This window comes from Mucilaginibacter lacusdianchii, assembly GCF_009770985.1.
Classification (GTDB): domain Bacteria; phylum Bacteroidota; class Bacteroidia; order Sphingobacteriales; family Sphingobacteriaceae; genus Mucilaginibacter; species Mucilaginibacter lacusdianchii.
Genome location: NZ_WSRW01000001.1, coordinates 887,396 through 907,627 on the forward strand (window position 1 = coordinate 887,396; position 20,232 = coordinate 907,627).

At 41.3% G+C, this 20,232-nt stretch carries 16 protein-coding genes; 13 read left to right on the top strand and 3 right to left on the bottom strand.

Annotated elements, in window-relative coordinates; translation table 11 throughout:
• The 9 genes from GPM24_RS04060 (at window position 1) to GPM24_RS04100 (ending at window position 9,054) form a co-directional block, all read left to right on the top strand.
• Window positions 1-468, top strand: a complete 468-nt coding sequence (locus GPM24_RS04060; protein WP_158825449.1) for a CYTH domain-containing protein — start codon at window positions 1-3, stop codon at window positions 466-468.
• A gap of 946 nt (window positions 469-1,414) precedes the next feature.
• A complete protein-coding gene (locus GPM24_RS04065; protein ID WP_158825450.1) occupies window positions 1,415-3,976 on the top strand; it encodes a DUF5686 and carboxypeptidase-like regulatory domain-containing protein in 2,562 nt (853 codons plus the stop codon).
• Window positions 3,977-4,229: 253 nt separating this feature from the next.
• Window positions 4,230-4,862, top strand: coding sequence for an RNA polymerase sigma factor (locus GPM24_RS04070; RefSeq protein WP_158825451.1), 633 nt, complete (start codon window positions 4,230-4,232; stop codon window positions 4,860-4,862).
• Window positions 4,859-6,121, top strand: a complete 1,263-nt coding sequence (locus tag GPM24_RS04075) for a hypothetical protein (RefSeq protein WP_158825452.1) — start codon at window positions 4,859-4,861, stop codon at window positions 6,119-6,121. Before GPM24_RS04070 ends, GPM24_RS04075 begins: the two co-directional genes overlap by 4 nt.
• 4 nt (window positions 6,122-6,125) lie before the next feature.
• Window positions 6,126-6,671, top strand: coding sequence for a YceI family protein (locus GPM24_RS04080; RefSeq protein WP_158825453.1), 546 nt, complete (start codon window positions 6,126-6,128; stop codon window positions 6,669-6,671).
• 27 nt (window positions 6,672-6,698) lie between these two features.
• Window positions 6,699-7,643: a DUF5777 family beta-barrel protein gene (locus GPM24_RS04085; RefSeq protein WP_158825454.1), complete on the top strand. Its 945-nt coding sequence runs from the start codon at window positions 6,699-6,701 to the stop codon at window positions 7,641-7,643.
• 21 nt (window positions 7,644-7,664) lie between these two features.
• Window positions 7,665-8,108, top strand: coding sequence for a QcrA and Rieske domain-containing protein (locus tag GPM24_RS04090; RefSeq protein WP_158825455.1), 444 nt, complete (start codon window positions 7,665-7,667; stop codon window positions 8,106-8,108).
• Between the two features lie 251 nt (window positions 8,109-8,359).
• Window positions 8,360-8,746 carry a single-stranded DNA-binding protein gene (locus GPM24_RS04095; protein WP_158825456.1) on the top strand — a complete coding sequence of 129 codons (387 nt, stop codon included), beginning with the start codon at window positions 8,360-8,362 and terminating at the stop codon, window positions 8,744-8,746.
• 56 nt (window positions 8,747-8,802) lie between these two features.
• Window positions 8,803-9,054, top strand: coding sequence for a hypothetical protein (locus GPM24_RS04100; RefSeq protein ID WP_158825457.1), 252 nt, complete (start codon window positions 8,803-8,805; stop codon window positions 9,052-9,054).
• 84 nt (window positions 9,055-9,138) lie between these two features.
• On the opposite strand, the gene GPM24_RS04105 is transcribed toward GPM24_RS04100, so the two are convergent.
• Window positions 9,139-9,549: an SPW repeat domain-containing protein gene (locus tag GPM24_RS04105; RefSeq protein ID WP_158825458.1), complete on the bottom strand. Its 411-nt coding sequence runs from the start codon at window positions 9,547-9,549 to the stop codon at window positions 9,139-9,141.
• A 265-nt stretch (window positions 9,550-9,814) separates the two neighbouring features.
• Between GPM24_RS04105 and GPM24_RS04110 the strand changes: the two genes are divergently transcribed.
• From GPM24_RS04110 to GPM24_RS04125, 4 genes are all read left to right on the top strand, one after another.
• On the top strand, window positions 9,815-10,498 hold the full coding sequence (locus GPM24_RS04110) for a response regulator transcription factor (protein WP_158825459.1): 684 nt from the start codon (window positions 9,815-9,817) through the stop codon (window positions 10,496-10,498).
• Window positions 10,499-11,854, top strand: a complete 1,356-nt coding sequence (locus GPM24_RS04115) for a sensor histidine kinase (RefSeq protein WP_158825460.1) — start codon at window positions 10,499-10,501, stop codon at window positions 11,852-11,854. It abuts the gene before it with no gap.
• A gap of 99 nt (window positions 11,855-11,953) precedes the next feature.
• Window positions 11,954-12,436 carry a hypothetical protein gene (locus tag GPM24_RS04120; protein WP_158825461.1) on the top strand — a complete coding sequence of 161 codons (483 nt, stop codon included), beginning with the start codon at window positions 11,954-11,956 and terminating at the stop codon, window positions 12,434-12,436.
• Window positions 12,437-12,843: 407 nt separating this feature from the next.
• Window positions 12,844-17,142, top strand: coding sequence for a hybrid sensor histidine kinase/response regulator (locus tag GPM24_RS04125; protein ID WP_158825462.1), 4,299 nt, complete (start codon window positions 12,844-12,846; stop codon window positions 17,140-17,142).
• 26 nt (window positions 17,143-17,168) lie between these two features.
• Here the strand turns inward: GPM24_RS04125 and GPM24_RS04130 are convergent, their stop codons facing one another.
• Complete coding sequence (locus GPM24_RS04130) at window positions 17,169-18,125, bottom strand: CvpA family protein (RefSeq protein ID WP_158825463.1); 957 nt, start codon at window positions 18,123-18,125, stop codon at window positions 17,169-17,171.
• A 104-nt stretch (window positions 18,126-18,229) separates the two neighbouring features.
• The gene (locus GPM24_RS04135; RefSeq protein ID WP_158825464.1) at window positions 18,230-20,203 is read right to left on the bottom strand and encodes an OmpA family protein; all 1,974 of its coding nucleotides are present in this window, start codon (window positions 20,201-20,203) and stop codon (window positions 18,230-18,232) included.
• Between the last annotated feature and the right edge of the window lie 29 nt (window positions 20,204-20,232).

Sequence of the window (20,232 nt, forward strand, 5' to 3'; positions counted from 1 at the left end):
ATGGGTGTAGAAATTGAGCGTAAATTTTTAGTGGACCACAACCTATGGCATCGGGCCGAAAAGCCGAAAGCCGTACCTTACCGGCAAGGCTACTTGTTGAGTAGCCCGCAAAAAACGGTGCGAGTACGGGTGGCTGGCATTAAAGGTTACATTACCATCAAAGGCGCAACAGAAGGCTTTTCGCGCAAAGAGTATGAGTATGAAATACCTGTGGCCGAAGCAGCTGAGTTATTAGACAACTTTGCCGACAAGTGCATAGAGAAAACCCGTGTGCGTTTTCCATTTATGGGTAAGGTTTGGGAAGTAGATGAATTTGCCGGCGACAATCAAGGCCTTATTGTAGCCGAAATTGAATTGCACAGTGAAGACGAAGAAATACAATTTCCACCCTGGATAACCGAGGAAGTAACCGGCGATAACCGGTATTATAACTCATCGCTGTCTGTACGTCCGTACAACCAGTGGTAAATAAAAAGGGGGTGTTTTATAAACGCTCCCTTTTCATTTTTGATGTAATTTACAAAAAACTGCGTTACACCAAACACTACGCAACTTTTTAATATAAGAAAACAAATTATTTTCAAATTGGTTAAACAACTTCACCTAATATTAATGTAGCATCTATGCCTAGCATAATTTGTCCTCATTGCACAGCAGCAGATTACTCCCGTATCCCCAGAGGCTTCTTTACAAAATACATCCTGTTTTTTATACCTATACGCAGATACTTTTGCAACCGGTGCCTGAATGACTGGTATGATCTATCCGGAAAAAAAATACAAACTAGTCAAGAAGTTAGACCACTTACAGATAAAATGGAGCGCTAAGCTTTTACAAATACCGAATCCCTGTATTTATAATATTCATGATACAGCTAGCTTTTGTAAACATCGGCAGAAGCATACAATGATGAGTGATTTTATTAGCCTTAATGGCCTGATGATTAACTAAGTTGCCGCAATAACCACCAACATAGGCAACACCACTGTCTGTTGCGCATAAGCCGAACTAATAAGGATGATAAATCCAATAATTAATCTCAACCTTACTAGAAAACGTGCCGCCACTTAGCATTAACACAATTTTTTGCCGGGCTACTTCAATACTCAATAATTTAAAAATTATATTAAAAATTAAACGCCTTAAAAAGGCTCGCCATAATTGTAAGCTTAATGTAATAGTATTATAAGCGAATTGTAATTCCAATAGTTTGATATTGTACTATTTTTTTGTTTGATGCAACTTTGACGTGTTCAAAAAAAGGCTGTACTTATCTAAGCCCATTCATATATTAATTTACCTGCCCCTGTAACAGGTAAGCTTGACAAACGTCAATAGCACTTCTTGATATATGTTAATGGATGGCTGCTGGTCATAGCCCCACCTTTGCACTATCACTTTTGCTCACAAGACAATGAAGACGTTTAAGAAATTTTCCATATTACTAGTTCTGCTTACCAGCGCTTTTAATTTACTGTATGCCCAAAATACTGTTGTAAAAGGTACGGTTACAGATGCTAAAACTAAAGAAACCTTACCCTATGTAACCGTTTCCTTTGTAAACAGCACTCAAGGCACCAACACTAACGATCAGGGCCGTTATAGCTTGACCACCACCGGCAGCTATACCCAAATCAAGGTATCATTTGTAGGCTACAGATCCGTAGTTCGCAACATTACCCCAGGTACCGAACAGGTAATTAATGTGGCCCTAACCGCCGACAACCAGATACTGAGCGATGTAGTGGTAAAAAGTGCTAAAAAGAAAAAATACACTAACAAAAACAACCCCGCTGTTGAACTGATTCGCCAGGTAATTGCCCATAAAAAGCAAAACCAGATGGAGAACTACAATTTTGCCGAGTACCGCCAGTACGAACGCATGAATGTAGCACTAAGCAACCTGTCGGACAAGTTTAGAAACAAGCGCATCTTTAAAAACTACCAGTTTTTATTTCGCCAACAGCAAGACACAACCGCTATGGGTGGTAAAAATATGCTGCCTATATATCAGGAAGAGAAGCTTTCGGAAAACTATTTTCGCAAAGCACCTTTTACTAAAAAGCAGGTTATTGAAGCCCACAAGCAGGTTAAATATGATGAAAACTTTGTAGACAACCAAGGTTTGAATGTATACTTTAACCGCATGTATCAGGATATCAATATCTACGATAACAATGTATCGTTGTTGAGCAACCAGTTGCTAAGCCCTATTGCAGATGGTGCACCAACTTTTTATAAATTTTTTATTACCGATACCATCAAAGATCAATCGCCGCAACTGATTGAGCTGAGCTTTACCCCGCGCAACACTACCGATATGTTGTTTGAGGGTAAGATATACATTACCATGGATGGCAACTACGCCGTTCAAAACGCATTGCTTACGGTTAATAAAAACATCAACCTTAACTTTGTGCGCCAGATGCAGGCGGCTTTATCATTCGATAAAAATGCTGACGGCCGTTATCACCTAAGCCAAAGTGATCTTAAAATGGAGTTTGGCCTAAATAAAGACGGACACGGTGGTGGCGTATACGGCGAACGGTTGGTAACTATTACCAACTATGTCATCAACTCGCCAAGGCCTAAGCAAACTTATGAAGGCGCATCTTTGGTATATGCCAACAATTCTGACGGTAAAGATGACGATTACTGGCTACGCAGCCGCCCAGATACATTGGATGCATCTTCTGCAGGTATTTACAAAAACATTGATAGCTTGCAAACTATCCCATCTTTTAAAAGAACGATGGATATAGCTACACTGTTTATTGCCGGATACAAAAACTTTGGGCCGTTTGAAATGGGCCCGGTAAATACCTTTTACAGCTTTAACCCGGTTGAAGGTTTCCGTGGCCGTTTAGGTGGGCGTACTACACCGTCTTTAAGCAAACGGTATTACTTTGAAACATACGGAGCCTACGGCACACGCGACCAAAAGTTCAAATATTTCTTAAGCTCTACGTATTCACTGAACAACAAATCTATATACTCGTTCCCACAAAACTATATCCGGGCCAGCTTTCAGCACGACACCAAAGTTCCGGGTCAGGAACTGCAGTTTGTACAGGAAGACAATTTTTTGCTATCCTTTAAACGTGGCGAAAATGACCAGTGGTTGTACAATGACATTTTCAGGTTAGATTATGTAAAAGAGTATCTGAACCATTTTTCATACAGAGTTGGATTCAAAAAATGGAACCAAAGCCCTGCTGGTTCACTGGTATTCCAAAACTTGTTGCCTAACGGAACCTTAAACAATGTAAACTGGATCCGTACCAGCGAGGTATCGTTAGAGCTACGTTATGCGCCGAAAGAGAAGTTCTATCAGGGCAAATTATACCGCACACCTATTCCAGACAAGTACCCTATATTTACCTTACGCTACAACCAGGGCATTAAAGGCCTGCTGGGCGGCGATTACAATTACCAAAATGTAACCGCTAACATCAGCAAGCGCTTTTATGCCTCACAGTTGGGCTTTACCGATGTAAGCACCGAAGGTGGTTACCTGTTTGGCCGGGTGCCTTTTCCATTGCTTGATATTCACCGTGCCAACCAAAGCTACGCTTTCCAGTTCCAGTCATTTAACATGATGAATTTCCAGGAATTTGTGAGCGACCATTATGCGAGCATAACTATCGACCATAACTTCAATGGCTTTTTGTTTAACAAAGTACCGTTACTGAAAAAGCTAAAATGGCGCGAGGTGGTAAACTTTAAAAGTATCTGGGGTGGCGTACGTAGCGAAAACAACCCAACCAATGATGCGTCATTACTGCGTTTCCCAACCAATACGCAAGGTTTAGCTACTACCTACTCATTAAACAATGGCGCTTATATGGAAGGCAGCGTTGGGGTAGCCAATATCTTTAAATTACTACGTGTTGATCTGGTAAGACGTTTTTCATACCTCGATCATCCAAACGCTCCGGAGTGGGGTATACGTACTTACGTGAAGTTCGATTTTTAAGCTCATTAACTCCATCATATATATCTAAGGCTCTGGCTTATACAGCTGGGGCCTTTCTTTTTTGATATGTATTTCTAAATTGTATTTTTACAGTGATAGCCTTTATTGCATTGATAATGAATGATAAAACTATCCCTAATCAGTTAAATAAAATAATCTTTAAATTTTTTTTCGCACACAGGCAACCTATAAGCGCAACCCAACGTGATACACACAGATAAGGACAAATAATTAAGGAAGCGGAGGCCCGTATATGGGAGAAGCAGAGTTACACCGGCTTATTTCAGGCTGCTTGCAGCAGAACAGGCACGATCAAAAAATGCTGTATAAAGCGTTTTACGGATTTGCCATGAGCATTTGCCTGCGCTATGCCGGCAACCGCTATGAGGCTGCCGAAATTATGAACCAAGGGTTTTTAAAGGTTTTTACCAACCTGGAAAAGTATAATGCCGACCGCCCCTTTGCTGCCTGGATTGGACGCATTATGATGAATACATCGGTTGATTACTACCGGAGTAACTTGAAGGCCAACCGTACCGGTGAGCTGGAACTGGCGGATAATATAGCCCATGATGATTTGCCTGATCAAAAACTGAAGTACAACGATTTAATTGACATGATACAACGCTTACCCAATGCATACCGAACAGTTTTTAATCTGTTTGCTGTTGAGGGTTACTCGCACGAAGAAATTGCAGAGATGCTGGGTATTAGTATTGGTACCTCTAAATCAAATTTGTTTAAAGCCCGCGAAAAGCTGAAAGGCATGATCATGAATGCCGAAAGCCGCGCAGATATAAAACCTGGTGAAGGTGATTTTAGAATTGTAACCATATCGGCAGTAAGTATCGGGGTTACTGTTTTAATTAATACCATAATGCAATGAAACGGCCTGACGAAAACAAACTGGACAAGTTATTCAAAGACGGTTTAACCGGCTCTGAAAACCATGTTCCTTTTCGTGAGGATGACTGGCAGGCTATGGAAAAGCTACTGGACAAAAAGCCGGAAAGAAAAGTAATTGCTTTTAGGTGGATGTATTATGCATCCGGTATTGCGGCTATGCTATTACTGGCTGTTGGCATGTTTTTGTTGATTCGTAAAAATAAGCCGTCAACGCAACCACCTAAAATTGTTAAACAAAAAATCACGCCAAACAACAATTATAAACTCGAAACAAATAACGACCCATCCGGGCAGCAATTACCAAACCCTGCTGCATCACTTTCGGCTAACCGAAAAGTGCCAGGAGGCCAACGTGTACTTAGCCGAAACAGCAATCCGTTCTTATCCTTATCTGCTGCCCGGATAGGTCGTTATCATAACAAATTGCCTAAAAGTGGTAGTGCCGGTATCACAGATTCTGTGCAGGCTACTTTTTCAGATAGTATCCACAAAAAGCAAGAGCCGATACTCTTAGCTATTACCAAACCTGCAATTGCCGACAGTGCTCATACTCCGCATAAGGATACAGCCGCAGCTATGGCGAACAAGCCGATGCCTAAAGAAACGGAAAAGAAAAAGCTAAAACCTATTGTTCATTCTCGTCCGCAGGTTACACTGAGCATATTGGCAGCGCCTGATGTTAACGGTGTCGGATCATTTGGGCGCAGCCAGGTAGGTACTAATTTTGGTGTATTAGCAGGTGTGCAATTAACTAAAAAACTGGCTATTAGCACGGGGGTAGCCTACGCTATAAAACCATACGACACTTACAATGCCGATTACAACAGCAGTTTTCAGCCAAGCGTTCCGCCTACCAATATTGCAGCCAACTGCAAGGTTTTGGATATACCGGTAAATGTTTCCTACCAGCTGTTTTCGCGTGGCAGAGATGCTTTTACGGTAGGCACAGGTTTATCATCATACCTGATGCTGCGTGAGCGTTACCGGTTTGATTACGCTTTAAACCCTGAAATGCAACCTTTTAATTTGAATATCACCAACGGCAGCCGGCACTGGTTTGGCGTACTCAACTTAAACGTGACTTATCAACGGCAACTAAACAACCGCTTTAATCTTTTGGTACAGCCTTATTACAAACTGCCCCTTACCGGTATAGGTAATGGCAGAGTAGATTTACGGTCGGCCGGGGTTGCAGTGGGTGCCAGTTTTAATATCAATCCTTTCGGAAAACCAAAATAGCCATATGAAATATATCGCCCTTATTTTACTTGTCTGGTTAGGTAATAACCAGGCAAAACAGGAAACCTATGTCTGTAAAAACGCTAAAATCAGCCTTTTCTCTAAAGCGCCATTGGAGGATATTGATGCTACCTCTACCCAGGGAACATCCGTTTACAATGCCACCACCGGCGATTTAGCCTTTAGCTTACCTATTCGTTCCCTTCAGTTTCAAAAATCGATGATGCAAGAGCATTTCAATGAAAACTATATGGAAAGCGACAAGTACCCCAACGCTACTTTTAAAGGACGCATACAGGAGAAGATAGACACCGAAAAAGACGGCACTTATCCCGTAAATGTTAATGGCGTGCTGGATGTACACGGCGTAAAGCAAAACCGCAGTATTAAAGGCACTATCACCATAAATAAAGGCACCGTAAGCATGGCGTCAGACTTTATGGTGCAATGCAAAGATCATCGTATTGATATACCGCAGCTGGTATTTAAAAAGATTGCCGAGAGCATACAGATCAAAGTAGCGGCTACTTATGCAGCATACAAAAAATAGCATCCAATTTCTTATAACCTTATAATCATGATTAAAAAAGCCTTGTTTTTAAGCCTTCTGCTGTTGGCCGGAGGCACTACCATAGCCCAGCAAACTACTACTCGTGACAGCACCAATACAGATTCGTTGCTTAATAGCCTTTCGGCAAGTAGCAAGTCAGACCCTGTAATGGCTACCTTCAAATCTACCCGGCTTATTTTATCTGAAACCTCGGAAACTATCAAAAAGAACAATTTGAACTTTATGGTAATTCACCGTTTTGGGGATATTGCAGGTGCAGATGGTGGCGGCAAAACATTTTGGGGATTAGATAACTCCTCAGACATCTATATTGGTTTTGAATACGGACTTACCAACAACCTGGATATAGATTTTGGCCGAAGCAAATATGAGCAATTGCTGGAACTGGGTTTAAAATATAACTTTTTACACCAAACAGCCGATGATCGCATTCCGGTAGCATTAACGGTGATAGGTAAAACCGGTTTAAAACCTTACAGTGTTAGTACTAATGTTTTTGACGATTACACCAACAGGCTCAATTACTTTGCGCAACTTATAATAGCACGTAAATTTTCGTCGGCACTGTCCTTACAAATTTCGCCATCGTACTTGCGCAACAACTTACCCTTCCCTTACCTGGCGGGCAATGAACGGAACTTCTTTGCACTATCTGCCGCAGGCCGTCTTAAATTTAGTAAGCGTATGGGCATTGTGGTTGATTATGCCCACCCGTTTTCCAGCTTTCGGAATAACAGCGACAGCCCCAAGTTTTATGACCCACTAGGCGTAGGGATAGAAATAGAAACCGGCGGACACGTATTTACCATCAACTTCTCTAATTCACAAGCCATATCACCCATCAATTACTTGAGTGGAACTACCTCCGGCTGGGGTAAAGGTCAGTACCGTTTAGGTTTCACTATTAGCCGGGTATTTAGTTTTAACAAAAAACAAAAAAGCACCTATTAACCAACCCATAATCATACTATTATGAACAGACAAGAGTTTTTAACCAAATTTGGCATTAGCATGGCCGCTGTATGTGCAGGCTGTGGCATTGCCTCATGCGGCAGTTCGCCTAAAGATGACCCTACCCCGTCAGATAATGATAACAACAATCCGCCTAACGGAAGTTTGTTAAGTGCTGACTTAAACAGCGAGTTAAAAAGCACAGGCGACTTTAAAGTAGCTAGCGGTATTATTATAGTAAGACTGGCAACAGGTAACACTGCTGATGCTTTTACAGCAGTGCAGGTAGCCTGTACCCACCAAGGCACCGCTGTTAACTACAACAATGCACAAGGCAAGTTTATATGCCCCAACCACGGCAGCCAGTTCAGTACAACGGGTGCTGTTTTATTAGGACCAGCAACTACTGCGCTAAAAAAATATACAGTTACCGTTAATGGCAACACATTAAATGTTACTGCTTAAAACGGTTTACAACTTTTGGGGTTAACTTATATAAGCAATTGTTGATTTTATTTTTGTACTTAAACCGGTATGGGCCATTTGGCTTTATACCGGTTTTATTGCTTATGTCATTTAATTAAATGAAAATTACGTATAAACCCAACCTATAATACGTATTAATACTTATAAGTACGTTTTAATATTCCTCCATATTTGTGGTACATTATAACTTATATCTGCCGCAATGGAAGGTGTAGATACTAATTATGGATATGTCGGGAATTAATAAGGTTGTTTTAGTAGGGCATTTAGGCAAAGATCCTGAATTTAGGCAATTAGAAAATCAAGTAGCTGTAGTGAGCTTTCCGCTGGCTACCTCTGAAATAATTAACAATAAAGGTGTTCGTGAGGAGCAAACAGAGTGGCATAATATTGTAATGTGGCGCGGGTTAGCCGAAGTTGCTATCAAATATTTAAGTAAGGGCAAACTCATTTACCTAGAAGGTAAGCTTCGAACCCGCCAATTTGAAGACAAAAACGGCGTCAAGAAATACACTACAGAAATATTGGCCGAAAACTTTACGCTTTTAGGCCGCAACAGTGATTTTACAGGCGAAAAGTTTTCGTCCGAAAAAGATCCATCAGTTAAACCAATATAATTATAAACCATAAATTCAAAAGCCTGGTAGTATTCACTATCAGGCTTTTTGCATTAGTGCAAATTGAAATTACCTGGATGCAGTTGTATGGTTTCCAAGCTATATACCCGTCGTTCGTCGTAATAGCCTGGTGCGTACAACGCTGGGTACCAGTTGTTATAATACGTCTAAAAGCGGTCGTAATATCCGTAACACAAGTCTGGGTTCCAGTAAGCACCACCTGTGTGCAAAAGCAGGTTATCAGTTTCTTTATACAACAGGGCAATGGTAAGTATACCATGGGCATTGGTAAACCGTATTTTACTTAATACTTGTTCGCGCGTTTGCCCTGTTTGGCTACTATTACAATTGATAGTTGATTTGACTTTTATAAGTGCTGTTCGGTATGTATGTTAAAAACCGGTTTTAAGCATTCCACGCTCATCCAACAAATCAAGCGGGCCGGTAAACGGCGAACCTTTTGTAAATAAAGCACTGCCAAATAAGAGTGCTCCCAGCAACACATGCGGCAACCATACTTTTGGGTAAAAATCATACAAAAATGGCGACACCAGCAGCAAAAAGCCAGCAATCATATCCAATACTAAATGCAATTGTAATGGCAAAACTTGGATAAGCCCCAGTTCATGTCGGGTAAAAATGGTCATGAGCGTAAGCAATACGCCCAATACTACCGGAAAAAATAAAGCGGCTCCACCAGTGTTAGTATCTGAAAAGCCAAACAGCCAGGGCGAGGCAGTAATAACGATACCTGCCAGATAATCGGCAACTCCATGCATTTTGGTTGAAATAAATTGATTCATAGGTATAAAAAATAATTAGTTATAGCTTAGCTGATTGATATACAATGAGCTTAACCTAATTAAACAAATATTTTCGCTGAACAGCAAGTATGAAAGGTAGAAGCAAAGAAAGCCCCGCGGATTTATAATTGGTAACAGTACACTAATTGATTAGTTTTCTTTAAAGTTAAATAACAATCCTACAATTAGAATTTTTATAAAATCTGAGACAAGCACACCATAACCATACTATATTTACGCTTATTGACTAATACTTATCTGGCTTATGGCAGTATTAATTGTTGAAGACGAACCTAACGTGGTATCGGTTTTAAAGCGCGGCTTAACCGAGTATGGCTTTGAAAGCAGTACAGCCACCAATGGCCTTACCGGCTTACAAATGGCTACAGAACAGCCGTTCGATATCATTATTTTAGATGTAATGCTGCCGCACATGGATGGTATACAGGTTTGTAAACGCATTAGAGAGCAAAATCCTAATATTCCTATTTTGATGCTAACAGCCCTTAATTCTACCGAGAATGTAGTGATGGGATTAGATAGCGGCGCTGATGATTATTTAGTTAAACCTTTTAAGATAGCAGAGCTTGCGGCCCGTTTACGAACGCTTTTAAGACGCCGCAGCCCTGATGCAGCTTCAATCAAAAACATTTACACCATTGCCGATCTGGAGGTGAATACCGATGCCAAAACAGCTGCCCGTAACAAAACGCCGCTTAATTTATCGGCCACAGAGTATCGCTTGCTGGAATATTTCATTAAAAATCAGCGTAAAGTGTTATCGCGCATACAGATACTGGAAAATGTTTGGGACATTGACTTTAATATGGGCACCAATGTGGTTGATGTATACATTAACTATCTGCGTAAAAAGCTGGATAAAGCCGGGAATGTTAAACTTATACACACCGTTTTTGGGATGGGCTACATGATGAAAGAGGCCGACTAAATGACCATTCAGCGCAAAATAACTTTGTTGTTTGTTTGTATAACGGCAGGTATACTGCTGTTGCTGAATGCCTTTATTTTGTACTTTGATTACCGCTTTGCCTATGAAGATTTTTTTAAACGCTTAGAGGCCCGCGTTAATCTCACCGCTCAAACCCGCTTGTTTCCGGGTGAAAGAAGCAGGGCATATCAGGAAGTTCGTACCAAATACCTGGAAAAGCTGGAAGAAGAGAACGAACAAATTATCAGGGCTGATGCGCAAGGCCGGTTTAACACCACAGGCCTGCCACAGGAATTTTACCAGGATTTGTTTGCTAATGGGCGGGCCCGTTTTAAGATGGGGAATAAATTTTTTGCCGGTAAAGTAGTTAATGCCGCAGGTCAGGATTATTTAGTTATTGTTACCGCGTTAAACCCTTATGGTTTTAGTGAATTACAGGAATTGCAGCGGCTGATGCTGTTTGGCTTGGTGGGTTCGTTGATTGTGGTATTTTTTGTAGGTAAAGTATTTTCGTATTATACATTTATGCCGGTACGTAAGCTTACCGAAAAAGTAAAAAGCATCACATCTAATAACCTGCACATGCGCCTGGACGACCCGAAAGGTAAAGACGAGATTGCAGAATTAACATATACTTTTAACAACATGCTTACGCGGCTGGAAACAGCATTTGAAACGCAAACCAATTTTGTAAGCAATGCCTCGCACGAATTACGGACCCCGCTTACTGTTATCAACAGCGAGGTGGAACTGGCTCTGCATAAAGATAACCTGCGCGATGAAACCCGGCAGGTATTAAGCACTATATCAGCCGAAGCTGATAAGCTTACACAAATATTGAACAGTTTGCTTACCCTGGCACAATCGGGATATGACGGCAAAAAGCAAAACTGGCAACCCGTACGGGTAGATGAATTAATTTGGCAGGCCATTGAATCGGTTAAAAAAATTCAGCCTGATAGTAATATTCAAGTTGATTTTGCCGCTTTACCCGATGACGAAACTCAGCTGATAACTTTTGGTAACAACAACCTACTTTGCTTGGCGCTTACCAACCTCATTAATAATGCCTGCAAATATTCGCAAAATCAACTTGTTAATGTCAAGCTGTTCATCCAGCATAAAACCATTATTACAGCTATTACTGATCATGGTATCGGCATTCCCTCCACCGAATTACAACATATATTTGAGCCTTTTTTCCGGGCCTCCAACACGTATAACTATGTAGGGCACGGCGTAGGGTTACCTTTAACACTTAACATCATCCGTTTACATAGTGGAACCATCAACATCCGGTCGGAAGAAAATACAGGTACCGAAATACAAGTTTCTCTCCCTATGGGCCAAAGCTAAATTCTAACATTTTTTTAATAAGTTTCTTAAAAGTTACTAATAAGTGCAGGTTATTCTTGTAATTAATAACAGAGGTGAAAATGCATTAATTAGTAAGTTATGAAAACGCTGCTCATCCCAACAGACTTTAAACTATCATGTCTGCCGGCCCTGCATCGTTTGCTGCAACAGTATCAACCTAATCGGGTTAACATTATTTTAGTGCACATGCTAAAAATTACCGATTCGATACAAGAATTGATGATGCTGTCCAGACGCTCGAGCGAATACCGGATGATATCGGATGAGTTTCACCAGGCTTGTGCGTTGCTGAAACAAAGCTATCCGCAAATTGCCGATATGCGGCTTGAATTTTTTTACGGTAGTACGCTGGCCGTTTTTAATAATTTTTTAGAAGCTAACAGTGTAGACAATATTGTGATGTTTGAAAATTACAAGTATCATCAACTAGCTAAAAACAGCATACCGCCTTCGTTACTGGTTAATCGCGCTCAGGTACCGATAGTGAAAGTAAGTTGTCTTCCGTTAGAGGTGCAGGCTACCACACCGCCTGATGCCACACTAATAGATGAAATTTTGTAAGAATTGCTTTAAAAAATGGGTTAGTAATCAAAGATGACAGCCCTTCAAAACAACCGTTTCATCCCGGGAAACGGGTTGTGTGTTATATATTGTAGTGTGTTTTTAGAAGCCGCTCTATGAGTAATCAAGGGCGGCTTTTTATGTTATAACCAAGCTGAAGCGCTTTTAAGTTGACTTCCCTTAAACTTCACTAAACCTTTATTTAGTTTTATTTTAAACAACATAATTTGTTAACTGATATTATTTAATTTGATAGGTTTGCTTACAAGAGCAATTGTAACCAGCGTTTAACGATAATAATTTCAGGTAAATTTAATTGCCTTTTGTTTATTTATATTATGTAACAGATTACATAGTGTTTAAACATTTATATGGTGCCTAACGTATAAGCACATTCGACACACTAAATGAGCAAGATTAACAAATTCATATCGCTTTGTGCTGCCTTTATTTTTGCTCACAATTATTATACGTTTGCCCAGTATGCGCCAATCAGGTTTACTACACTTAATAGTACCAATGGGCTGTCGCAAAATTCTATAAATGTATGTTATAAAGACCATTATGGCTTTATGTGGTTTGGTACCCAGGATGGGTTGAATAAGTATAACGGTTACAAAATAACGGTTTACAAACATCGCAACAATAACAACAAATCACTTCCGGCTAATTATATAGCCACCATTTGTGAAGACGCTGATGGCAACTTGTGGGTAGGCACCCGTCTTGGCGGCCTAAGTAAATATGATCCTAAGCTCGACTGTTTTACCAACTATAAGCATACCGATAGTGATAACACATCTTTAAGCAATAACAACGTCAATTATATTTACCTGGATCAACAAAGGCGGCTATGGATAGGAACAGATAATGGACTGAATTTGCTTGATAATACAAGCGGTAAGTTTAAACACTTTTTAGATGATGCAGGCAATGGCTTAAGTCATCCTTCGGTATATTCTATTTTTCAAGATAGCAACCACCGCTTATGGGTAGGTACCAACAATGGATTGAATTTATTCAATCCAAAAAATACCAGCTTTTCTCATTTCCTGAACAAAACAGGTAATAATAATTCTTCGGGAAAAGCGATTTGGACCATTACAGAAGATTTACAGCATAATTTATGGATGGGAACTAACAAAGGGCTAACCTGCCTCGATTCCCATAACGGCACCTTTGAATCTTTCGCAGTTGCTCCGGATAAAAATTCGAGCAACGGAGCCAACCCCGTTTTTTGCATAACCCAAGCCAGCAACCATCTTTTTTGGCTGGGCACCAACACTACACTACAACTTTTTGATCCGCAGCAAAAGCGGCTGGTACCTGTTAGTGAAAAAACAGTTGACCATAATGTGATGCCTAATGATGCTATTTATTCAATACTGCAAGACAAAACAGACATATTATGGATTGGCACATCCAGCCAGGGTATTTTAAAATATGATGAAAATCTACCCTACATTCCTTCATATAATGCAGCAACAACAACACTGCCATCTGCCGAAAACATTATCCGTTCGTTAGCAGAAGACCATAAGGGCAACCTTTATCTGGCTACCGATGCAGGGTTGGTTTACTTTAACAGAAACAGCGGTAAACACACCACTTTCCAGCACAATAATGCGGTATCCACAAGTTTAGTGAACAACTACACTACCGACGTTATTGTCGGTAGAAAAACAGGAAAAGTTTGGGTAAGTACATCAGGTAGCGGTGTAGATTGCCTGGATCCTGAAACAGGCATTTTCAAACATTTTATAAAAGGAAACAGTGCTACCCAACTGAACAGCAGTTCTATTGGTGTACTAATGGAAGATACAAATGGCAATATATGGGTTGGTACCAATAATGGTGGTATTAATGTTATTAATCCATCAACGGGCATTATTACTAAATACCTGAACGATCCTAAAAATAATAATTCTACATGCGATAATACCATACAGACCCTTTCGCAATCTAAAAATGGCGATATATGGATTGGTACATACTCTAAAGGTATCAGCATTTTTAACCCTGTAACACAAAAATTTACGCAGCTTAACACCCAAAACAGCCGCCTAACCAGCAATGTAATCAGTGATTTTTATGAAGACACCAACGGCGACATTTGGATAGGAACCATGGAAGGCGGGCTTAACTGCTATCATACAAAAACAAAAACTTTTACTGCTCTTACAGAAGAAAATGGTTTACCCGACAATACCATTCATTCCATATTAAGTGATAAAAAAGGCTGTTTATGGCTAACTACCAATCAAGGTATTATTTGCTTTAATCCAAAGAAAAAAACGTTAAAAAATCTGGGCTTCTACAACGGGCTAAAAACACTAGAATTTAATATTGGCTCTGGTATTACATTACATAGCGGAGAAATTGCCTTAGGCAGTATCAATGGTGCCAATATTTTTGATCCGGATAAAATATCTTTCAACCCTAACAAGCCGAATGTTGTACTTACTGATTTTGAGCTTTTCAACAAACCGGTTATTGTTGGGGCATCAGGCTCTCCTCTTAAACAAAATATTTTAACCAGTAAAGAGATCCGTTTAAACCATAGTCAATCGGTATTTACCATTTCATTTGCAGCACTGGATTATACCGTGCCCGAAATGAACCTTTATGCGTACCAATTAGAAGGTTTTGATGACAATTGGCGTTATGTTGGCACCCAGCGCAAGGCTACTTATACCAACCTGGATCCGGGCGTATATACGTTTAAAGTAAAAGCGGCCAATAATGATGGTGTTTGGAACAATAATGTCACTACTCTTAAAATTACCATTAAGCCACCTTATTGGATGACCTGGTGGTTCCGCCTGGGGTTAGTTCTTATCATCTCTGCTACTTTTTACGCATTCTACCGATACCGGGTAAGGTTACTGCACAAGCAACGTGTTAAACTGAGAAGAATGGTTTGGGACCGTACTCAGGAAATAACTGAACAAGCAGAAGCCTTGCGTGAACTTAATAATGAACTGCAATCTCAAGCTGAAGAGTTACAGGTACAATCAGAAGAACTACAATCGCAGGCCGAAGAAATGCAGGCACAATCGGAAGAGTTATGGCTAAAGACTGCCGATCTTGAATTACTAAATGCGCAATTAGAAAAACAGAAAGCCGATGAGCAACAAGCACGTTTAGAAGCAGAAAAAGCCCGCAAGGAAGCCGACCGGGCCAATCAGGCTAAAAGTACCTTTTTAGCTACCATGAGTCACGAAATACGCACGCCCATGAATGGTGTGCTGGGGATGGCTTCTTTATTGTCTGAAACCCAACTGGACTTTGAACAACGGGAATATACTGAAGCAATTTTAAATAGCGGCGAATCATTACTGAATGTAATTAACGATGTGCTCGATTTTTCGAAAATTGAATCGGGCAATATGGAGCTTGACTGTCATGATTTTGAGCTGCATAAAAGTATAGAAGATGTATTGGAACTATTTGCCGCTAAAGCAGCGCAAACTGGCATAAACCTTATTTACCATATTGATGACGATGTGCCGGCTTATATATATTCGGATGAGTTAAGGTTGCGCCAGATATTACTTAACCTGGTTGGAAATGCCACTAAGTTTACGCACCAGGGCGAAGTATTCGTAGGTGTTACCTGCAAACCTGCTGCTGATGGGCAACTGGAACTGCAGTTTGAAGTAAAAGATACCGGCATCGGAATTGCCGAAGATAAACTTGAAAACTTATTTAAAGCCTTTAATCAGATTGACTCCTCTATCACCCGCAGATATGGCGGCTCGGGATTAGGCTTGGTAATTTGTGAACGGCTTACCAAGATGCTGGGTGGCGGTATATCTGTTGAAAGTAAGGAAGGAGAAGGAAGTGCTTTTAGCTTTTCCATTCTTTGCAGAAGTGGGAAAGATGTACACCCTAACAATTTAGCTATTGACGCCGCCATATGGGCAGGTAAGAAAGTGCTACTGGTAGATGACAATGCTACTAATCTGCGCATTTTACAGGCTCAACTTCACAAACGCAATATAGAAGTTTCGGTAGCTACATCCGGTCAAGAAGCGTTATCATTATTAAAAGACCGACCTGATTACCATTTGGTAATTACTGATATGAAGATGCCCGACATGAATGGTATTGAACTGGGCACCAGCATTAAAGGTGTTCATCCGTTACTTCCTATCATTCTGCTTAGTTCTATCGGTAATGAAAGCAAACGCGACGGTGCGCATTTATTTAGTGCAATGCTTACCAAGCCCGTTAAGCAACAGCAGATGTTTAAGGTGATAGAATCGGCCCTTAGAGAAGAGCCGGCTGCTGCTACCCAACGAAAGAACGTACTATCAGACGACTTCGCTTCTGAATATCCGTTTAGCTTGTTAGTTGCCGAAGATAACCTGATGAACCAGAAGCTGATCATGCGTGTACTAAACAAGCTGGGCTACCAGCCTGATATAGCCAACGATGGTCGTGAGGTGTTGGATATGATGGCCGAAAAAGCTTATAATCTTATTTTGATGGATGTGCAAATGCCGCAGTTAGACGGGTTAGAAACTACACGCATCATCAGAAACACCTACGGTGCCAAACCGCTCATTTTGGCCATGACAGCTAATGCCATGACCGAGGACAAAGAAAACTGTCTGCGAGCGGGCATGGATAATTATATATCCAAACCCATCAATCTGGAACTATTGGTAAGTACGTTAAAGGATTTATACCAGCAAATTTAAGCGTTACGCGCTGTTTTACCTGTAGCTTAATTTCTAAAATTCTGGGTAATCATTAAGCCATAAATACCACCGTCCAGCACACCGATGCCCACCCTTCCATAAGCTGGGTTCAAGATATTGGCCCTATGCCCCGGCGAGTTCATTAACCCAGTATGTGCAATGGATAATGTTTGGGCCAGCGCTAGATTCTCGCCGGCGGTTAAAAACCGGATATGATCTTTATGCATACGATCAAAGGGGTCCAACCCTTCGGGTGTATAATGCGAAAAATAACTGCGGGCAAACATATCAACTGAATGCTTGCGAGCCACCGCAGCTAATTCAGGATCAGGCTGCAGGGCGGTTAACCCGCGCGTTATCCGTTCCTGATTAACCAGATCCAACATTTGTACTTCCAAATCTTCACGAACTTTTGCATCTTTAACGCTATAAGGCAGGCTTACCGACTTTTCATTGTTTACCTCGGCGGTTATTTTGGGCGCAGTATGGCTTAGGGCTTCGCTAAATATAGGTGATAACTTATTTTCCATCCAGGTAACGCCTCCTACCAGTTGATTAGCCAGCTTACTATCGCGCGATTTATTAAATGACGGATTGGTAATAGGCAGCAAAAGTAAAAGCGTTCCTACCAAGGCAGCCCATATAGCCCCATTTACCAACCCCGGAATAATGCCTAATAATTTGTTAACTGAACTGTCGTGTACCCGATCGGGCACATCCACTATAATACGATTAGCCAGCGCGGTGAGCAAGTATCTGACTATAGTAACAATGATGATGAATGACAAAGGAGACGCCCAAATACCCAGCGACGGAATAAACCTTTGCAGCAGTGTAGCCAGCGGCTGGTAGGCTACAAAACCAATAAGCAGGCTGCCCACCCAAGCAAGCAGCTCCAACAACGAAATAATGAAACCCCGTTGTACACTTGCCCAAACCGATACCAGTACTACTAACACTAACAACAAGTCAATCCAATTCATGCGCCAACTTTAATTTGCTATGTTATATACAATTAAAATTGGCGCTTGTTGCAGTGGCAGCCTAGTGGAACATTATGCAGATGGTGGGTATAACCTTAGTTAGGTTAATATTTGATGATAGTAAATTCGGTACGCCTATTAAGTTGATGATCGGCTTCGGAACATTTTACACCGTTGGCACAGCGGTTCAACAGACGGGTTTCGCCATATCCGCGTGCTATGATCCGATAGTCGTCAATTTCGCCAACTGTGGTAATATAGTCAACTGCCGCATTAGCCCGCCGTTCAGATAGCGCTTTGTTATAATCATCATCACCACGGCTATCAGTATGCGAGCCCAGCTCAATCATGATGGTAGGATTATCTTTCAAAATCTTAACCAGCTTATCTAGTTCCACAGCGGCATCAGGACGAATGTCAGATTTATCCAGATCATAATAAATATTTTCTAACCGGATAGCCTTTTTCAGCACAATCTTGTCCAGGTAAAGATCTTTTCGAACCACCTGATCAGGCGCAAGGCCGGCTGTGGTAATTGCTTTTTCGTCATTATCGCTCAAATAACCTTCTTTTTCGCCCCTAAGGCGATACGTTGCCTTATCATACAACGTAAAGCGAAAAGCACCGGCTGCATCAGTTTTCGCCTTAATATCACGGCCATTCAACTGCGTTAAAGTTACTGTACTGTTGGTAACGGGCTGACGAGTTGTTTTATCATATACAATACCCGCCAAAACATATGCAGGTGCAGGTTTATAACTAAAACTATAAATATCGTCGCTACCCGAACCACCGCTACGGTTTGATGATAAATAACCCGATGCATCATCTTTTAACGCTACGAAAGCAAAATCATCTTGCGGAGAATTGAACGGATAACCCAGGTTTTGCTTCTGATAGCCTTTGCTTCGGCGCACGGCCCTAAACACATCCAATCCGCCCATACCTTTTGCACCATCGCTGGAATAATACAGGTAGTTATTAGCATCCATAAAAGGCGTACGTTCGTTGCCTGAGGTATTTAATTCGGTCAAATTAACCGGTTGTCCCCATTCGCCGTTGGTTGCCCGGGTGCAATACCATATATCAGTGCCGCCCAGGCCACCCGGCATATCAGATACAAAGTATAAGGTTTGCCCGTCGGCAGTAATGAACGGATCACCTACCGACCATTGCTGAACATTGTTATATTTAAATGGAACTGGCTTTTGCCACTTTTGGCTGCCTACATCTTTGCGACTACTATATATCTCGATATTTACGGTTTTAACAGTATCCCTTTTACCGGCCCATTTAGATGGAATGCGGGTGAGTGTAAAATACATCTCATTACCATCTGCCGAAAAAGAGGCGGTGCCTACGTGGTAATCTGTTGGTGCATCCACCGGAAAAAGCGTTGCTGCGTTCGTGCCTGCTGCCGTTTGATACAACTTCAAATAGGTACGGCCCGTCCAACCATACACTTCCTTGTCGGGCACAACGCCATGATCAAAGCGTAAAAATGGTTTATTCCGTTTCCCTTGCTCCTCACCTGCTTTACTACCGCGGTCGGATGTAAAAACAATGCCATTACCCAAAGGCATAGCTCCCCAATCAGACTGTGCGGTATTGTAAGCCGCTTCATTTTTAACATCAGCAGGAACCGGATTTTTCATCCACTTCAATGCCGAGTCGCACGATGATGTCCAATAATGCAGCTTTGCGGTATCGGTAGGTCGGCTTAAGGTATAGTACTTGGTATACTCGGCCCTGGCTTCGGCATATTTTAGGTTATTTTTAAGCGCCTCAGCATATTTAAAATGATTTTCGGGCTTACTGCCTGTTATACCCACGGTAGTGGCAAACCATTTTTCGGCATTCAAATAATCATGCATCAAACGGTAGCTGTTGGCCAGTTGTTCGGCGGCATGCAGGGTTGGGTTCTTTTTATAGGCCTCGGTGTACAGCTCTGCAGCTTTGGTATAATTAAATAGGTTATATTGCTCATCGGCCTGTTTTAACGCATACTGTGCCCGGCTACTTACACTCAATAACACGCAGCTTAAGGCAATGGCAGATGTAGTAAAAAGCTTCTTCATGTTGTTCTGTTCACTTATTAAAGCGTCGG

Bases quoted from the DNA above. Each gene is read 5' to 3' on its own strand.
- GPM24_RS04060 (WP_158825449.1), top strand. From the start codon at position 1: ATGGGTGTAGAAATTGAGCGTAAATTTTTAGTGGACCACAACCTATGG.
- GPM24_RS04065 (WP_158825450.1), top strand. From the start codon at position 1,415: ATGAAGACGTTTAAGAAATTTTCCATATTACTAGTTCTGCTTACCAGC.
- GPM24_RS04070 (WP_158825451.1), top strand. From the start codon at position 4,230: ATGGGAGAAGCAGAGTTACACCGGCTTATTTCAGGCTGCTTGCAGCAG.
- GPM24_RS04075 (WP_158825452.1), top strand. From the start codon at position 4,859: ATGAAACGGCCTGACGAAAACAAACTGGACAAGTTATTCAAAGACGGT.
- GPM24_RS04080 (WP_158825453.1), top strand. From the start codon at position 6,126: ATGAAATATATCGCCCTTATTTTACTTGTCTGGTTAGGTAATAACCAG.
- GPM24_RS04085 (WP_158825454.1), top strand. From the start codon at position 6,699: ATGATTAAAAAAGCCTTGTTTTTAAGCCTTCTGCTGTTGGCCGGAGGC.
- GPM24_RS04090 (WP_158825455.1), top strand. From the start codon at position 7,665: ATGAACAGACAAGAGTTTTTAACCAAATTTGGCATTAGCATGGCCGCT.
- GPM24_RS04095 (WP_158825456.1), top strand. From the start codon at position 8,360: ATGTCGGGAATTAATAAGGTTGTTTTAGTAGGGCATTTAGGCAAAGAT.
- GPM24_RS04105 (WP_158825458.1), bottom strand. From the start codon at position 9,549: ATGAATCAATTTATTTCAACCAAAATGCATGGAGTTGCCGATTATCTG.
- GPM24_RS04110 (WP_158825459.1), top strand. From the start codon at position 9,815: ATGGCAGTATTAATTGTTGAAGACGAACCTAACGTGGTATCGGTTTTA.
- GPM24_RS04115 (WP_158825460.1), top strand. From the start codon at position 10,499: ATGACCATTCAGCGCAAAATAACTTTGTTGTTTGTTTGTATAACGGCA.
- GPM24_RS04120 (WP_158825461.1), top strand. From the start codon at position 11,954: ATGAAAACGCTGCTCATCCCAACAGACTTTAAACTATCATGTCTGCCG.
- GPM24_RS04125 (WP_158825462.1), top strand. From the start codon at position 12,844: ATGAGCAAGATTAACAAATTCATATCGCTTTGTGCTGCCTTTATTTTT.
- GPM24_RS04130 (WP_158825463.1), bottom strand. From the start codon at position 18,125: ATGAATTGGATTGACTTGTTGTTAGTGTTAGTAGTACTGGTATCGGTT.
- GPM24_RS04135 (WP_158825464.1), bottom strand. From the start codon at position 20,203: ATGAAGAAGCTTTTTACTACATCTGCCATTGCCTTAAGCTGCGTGTTA.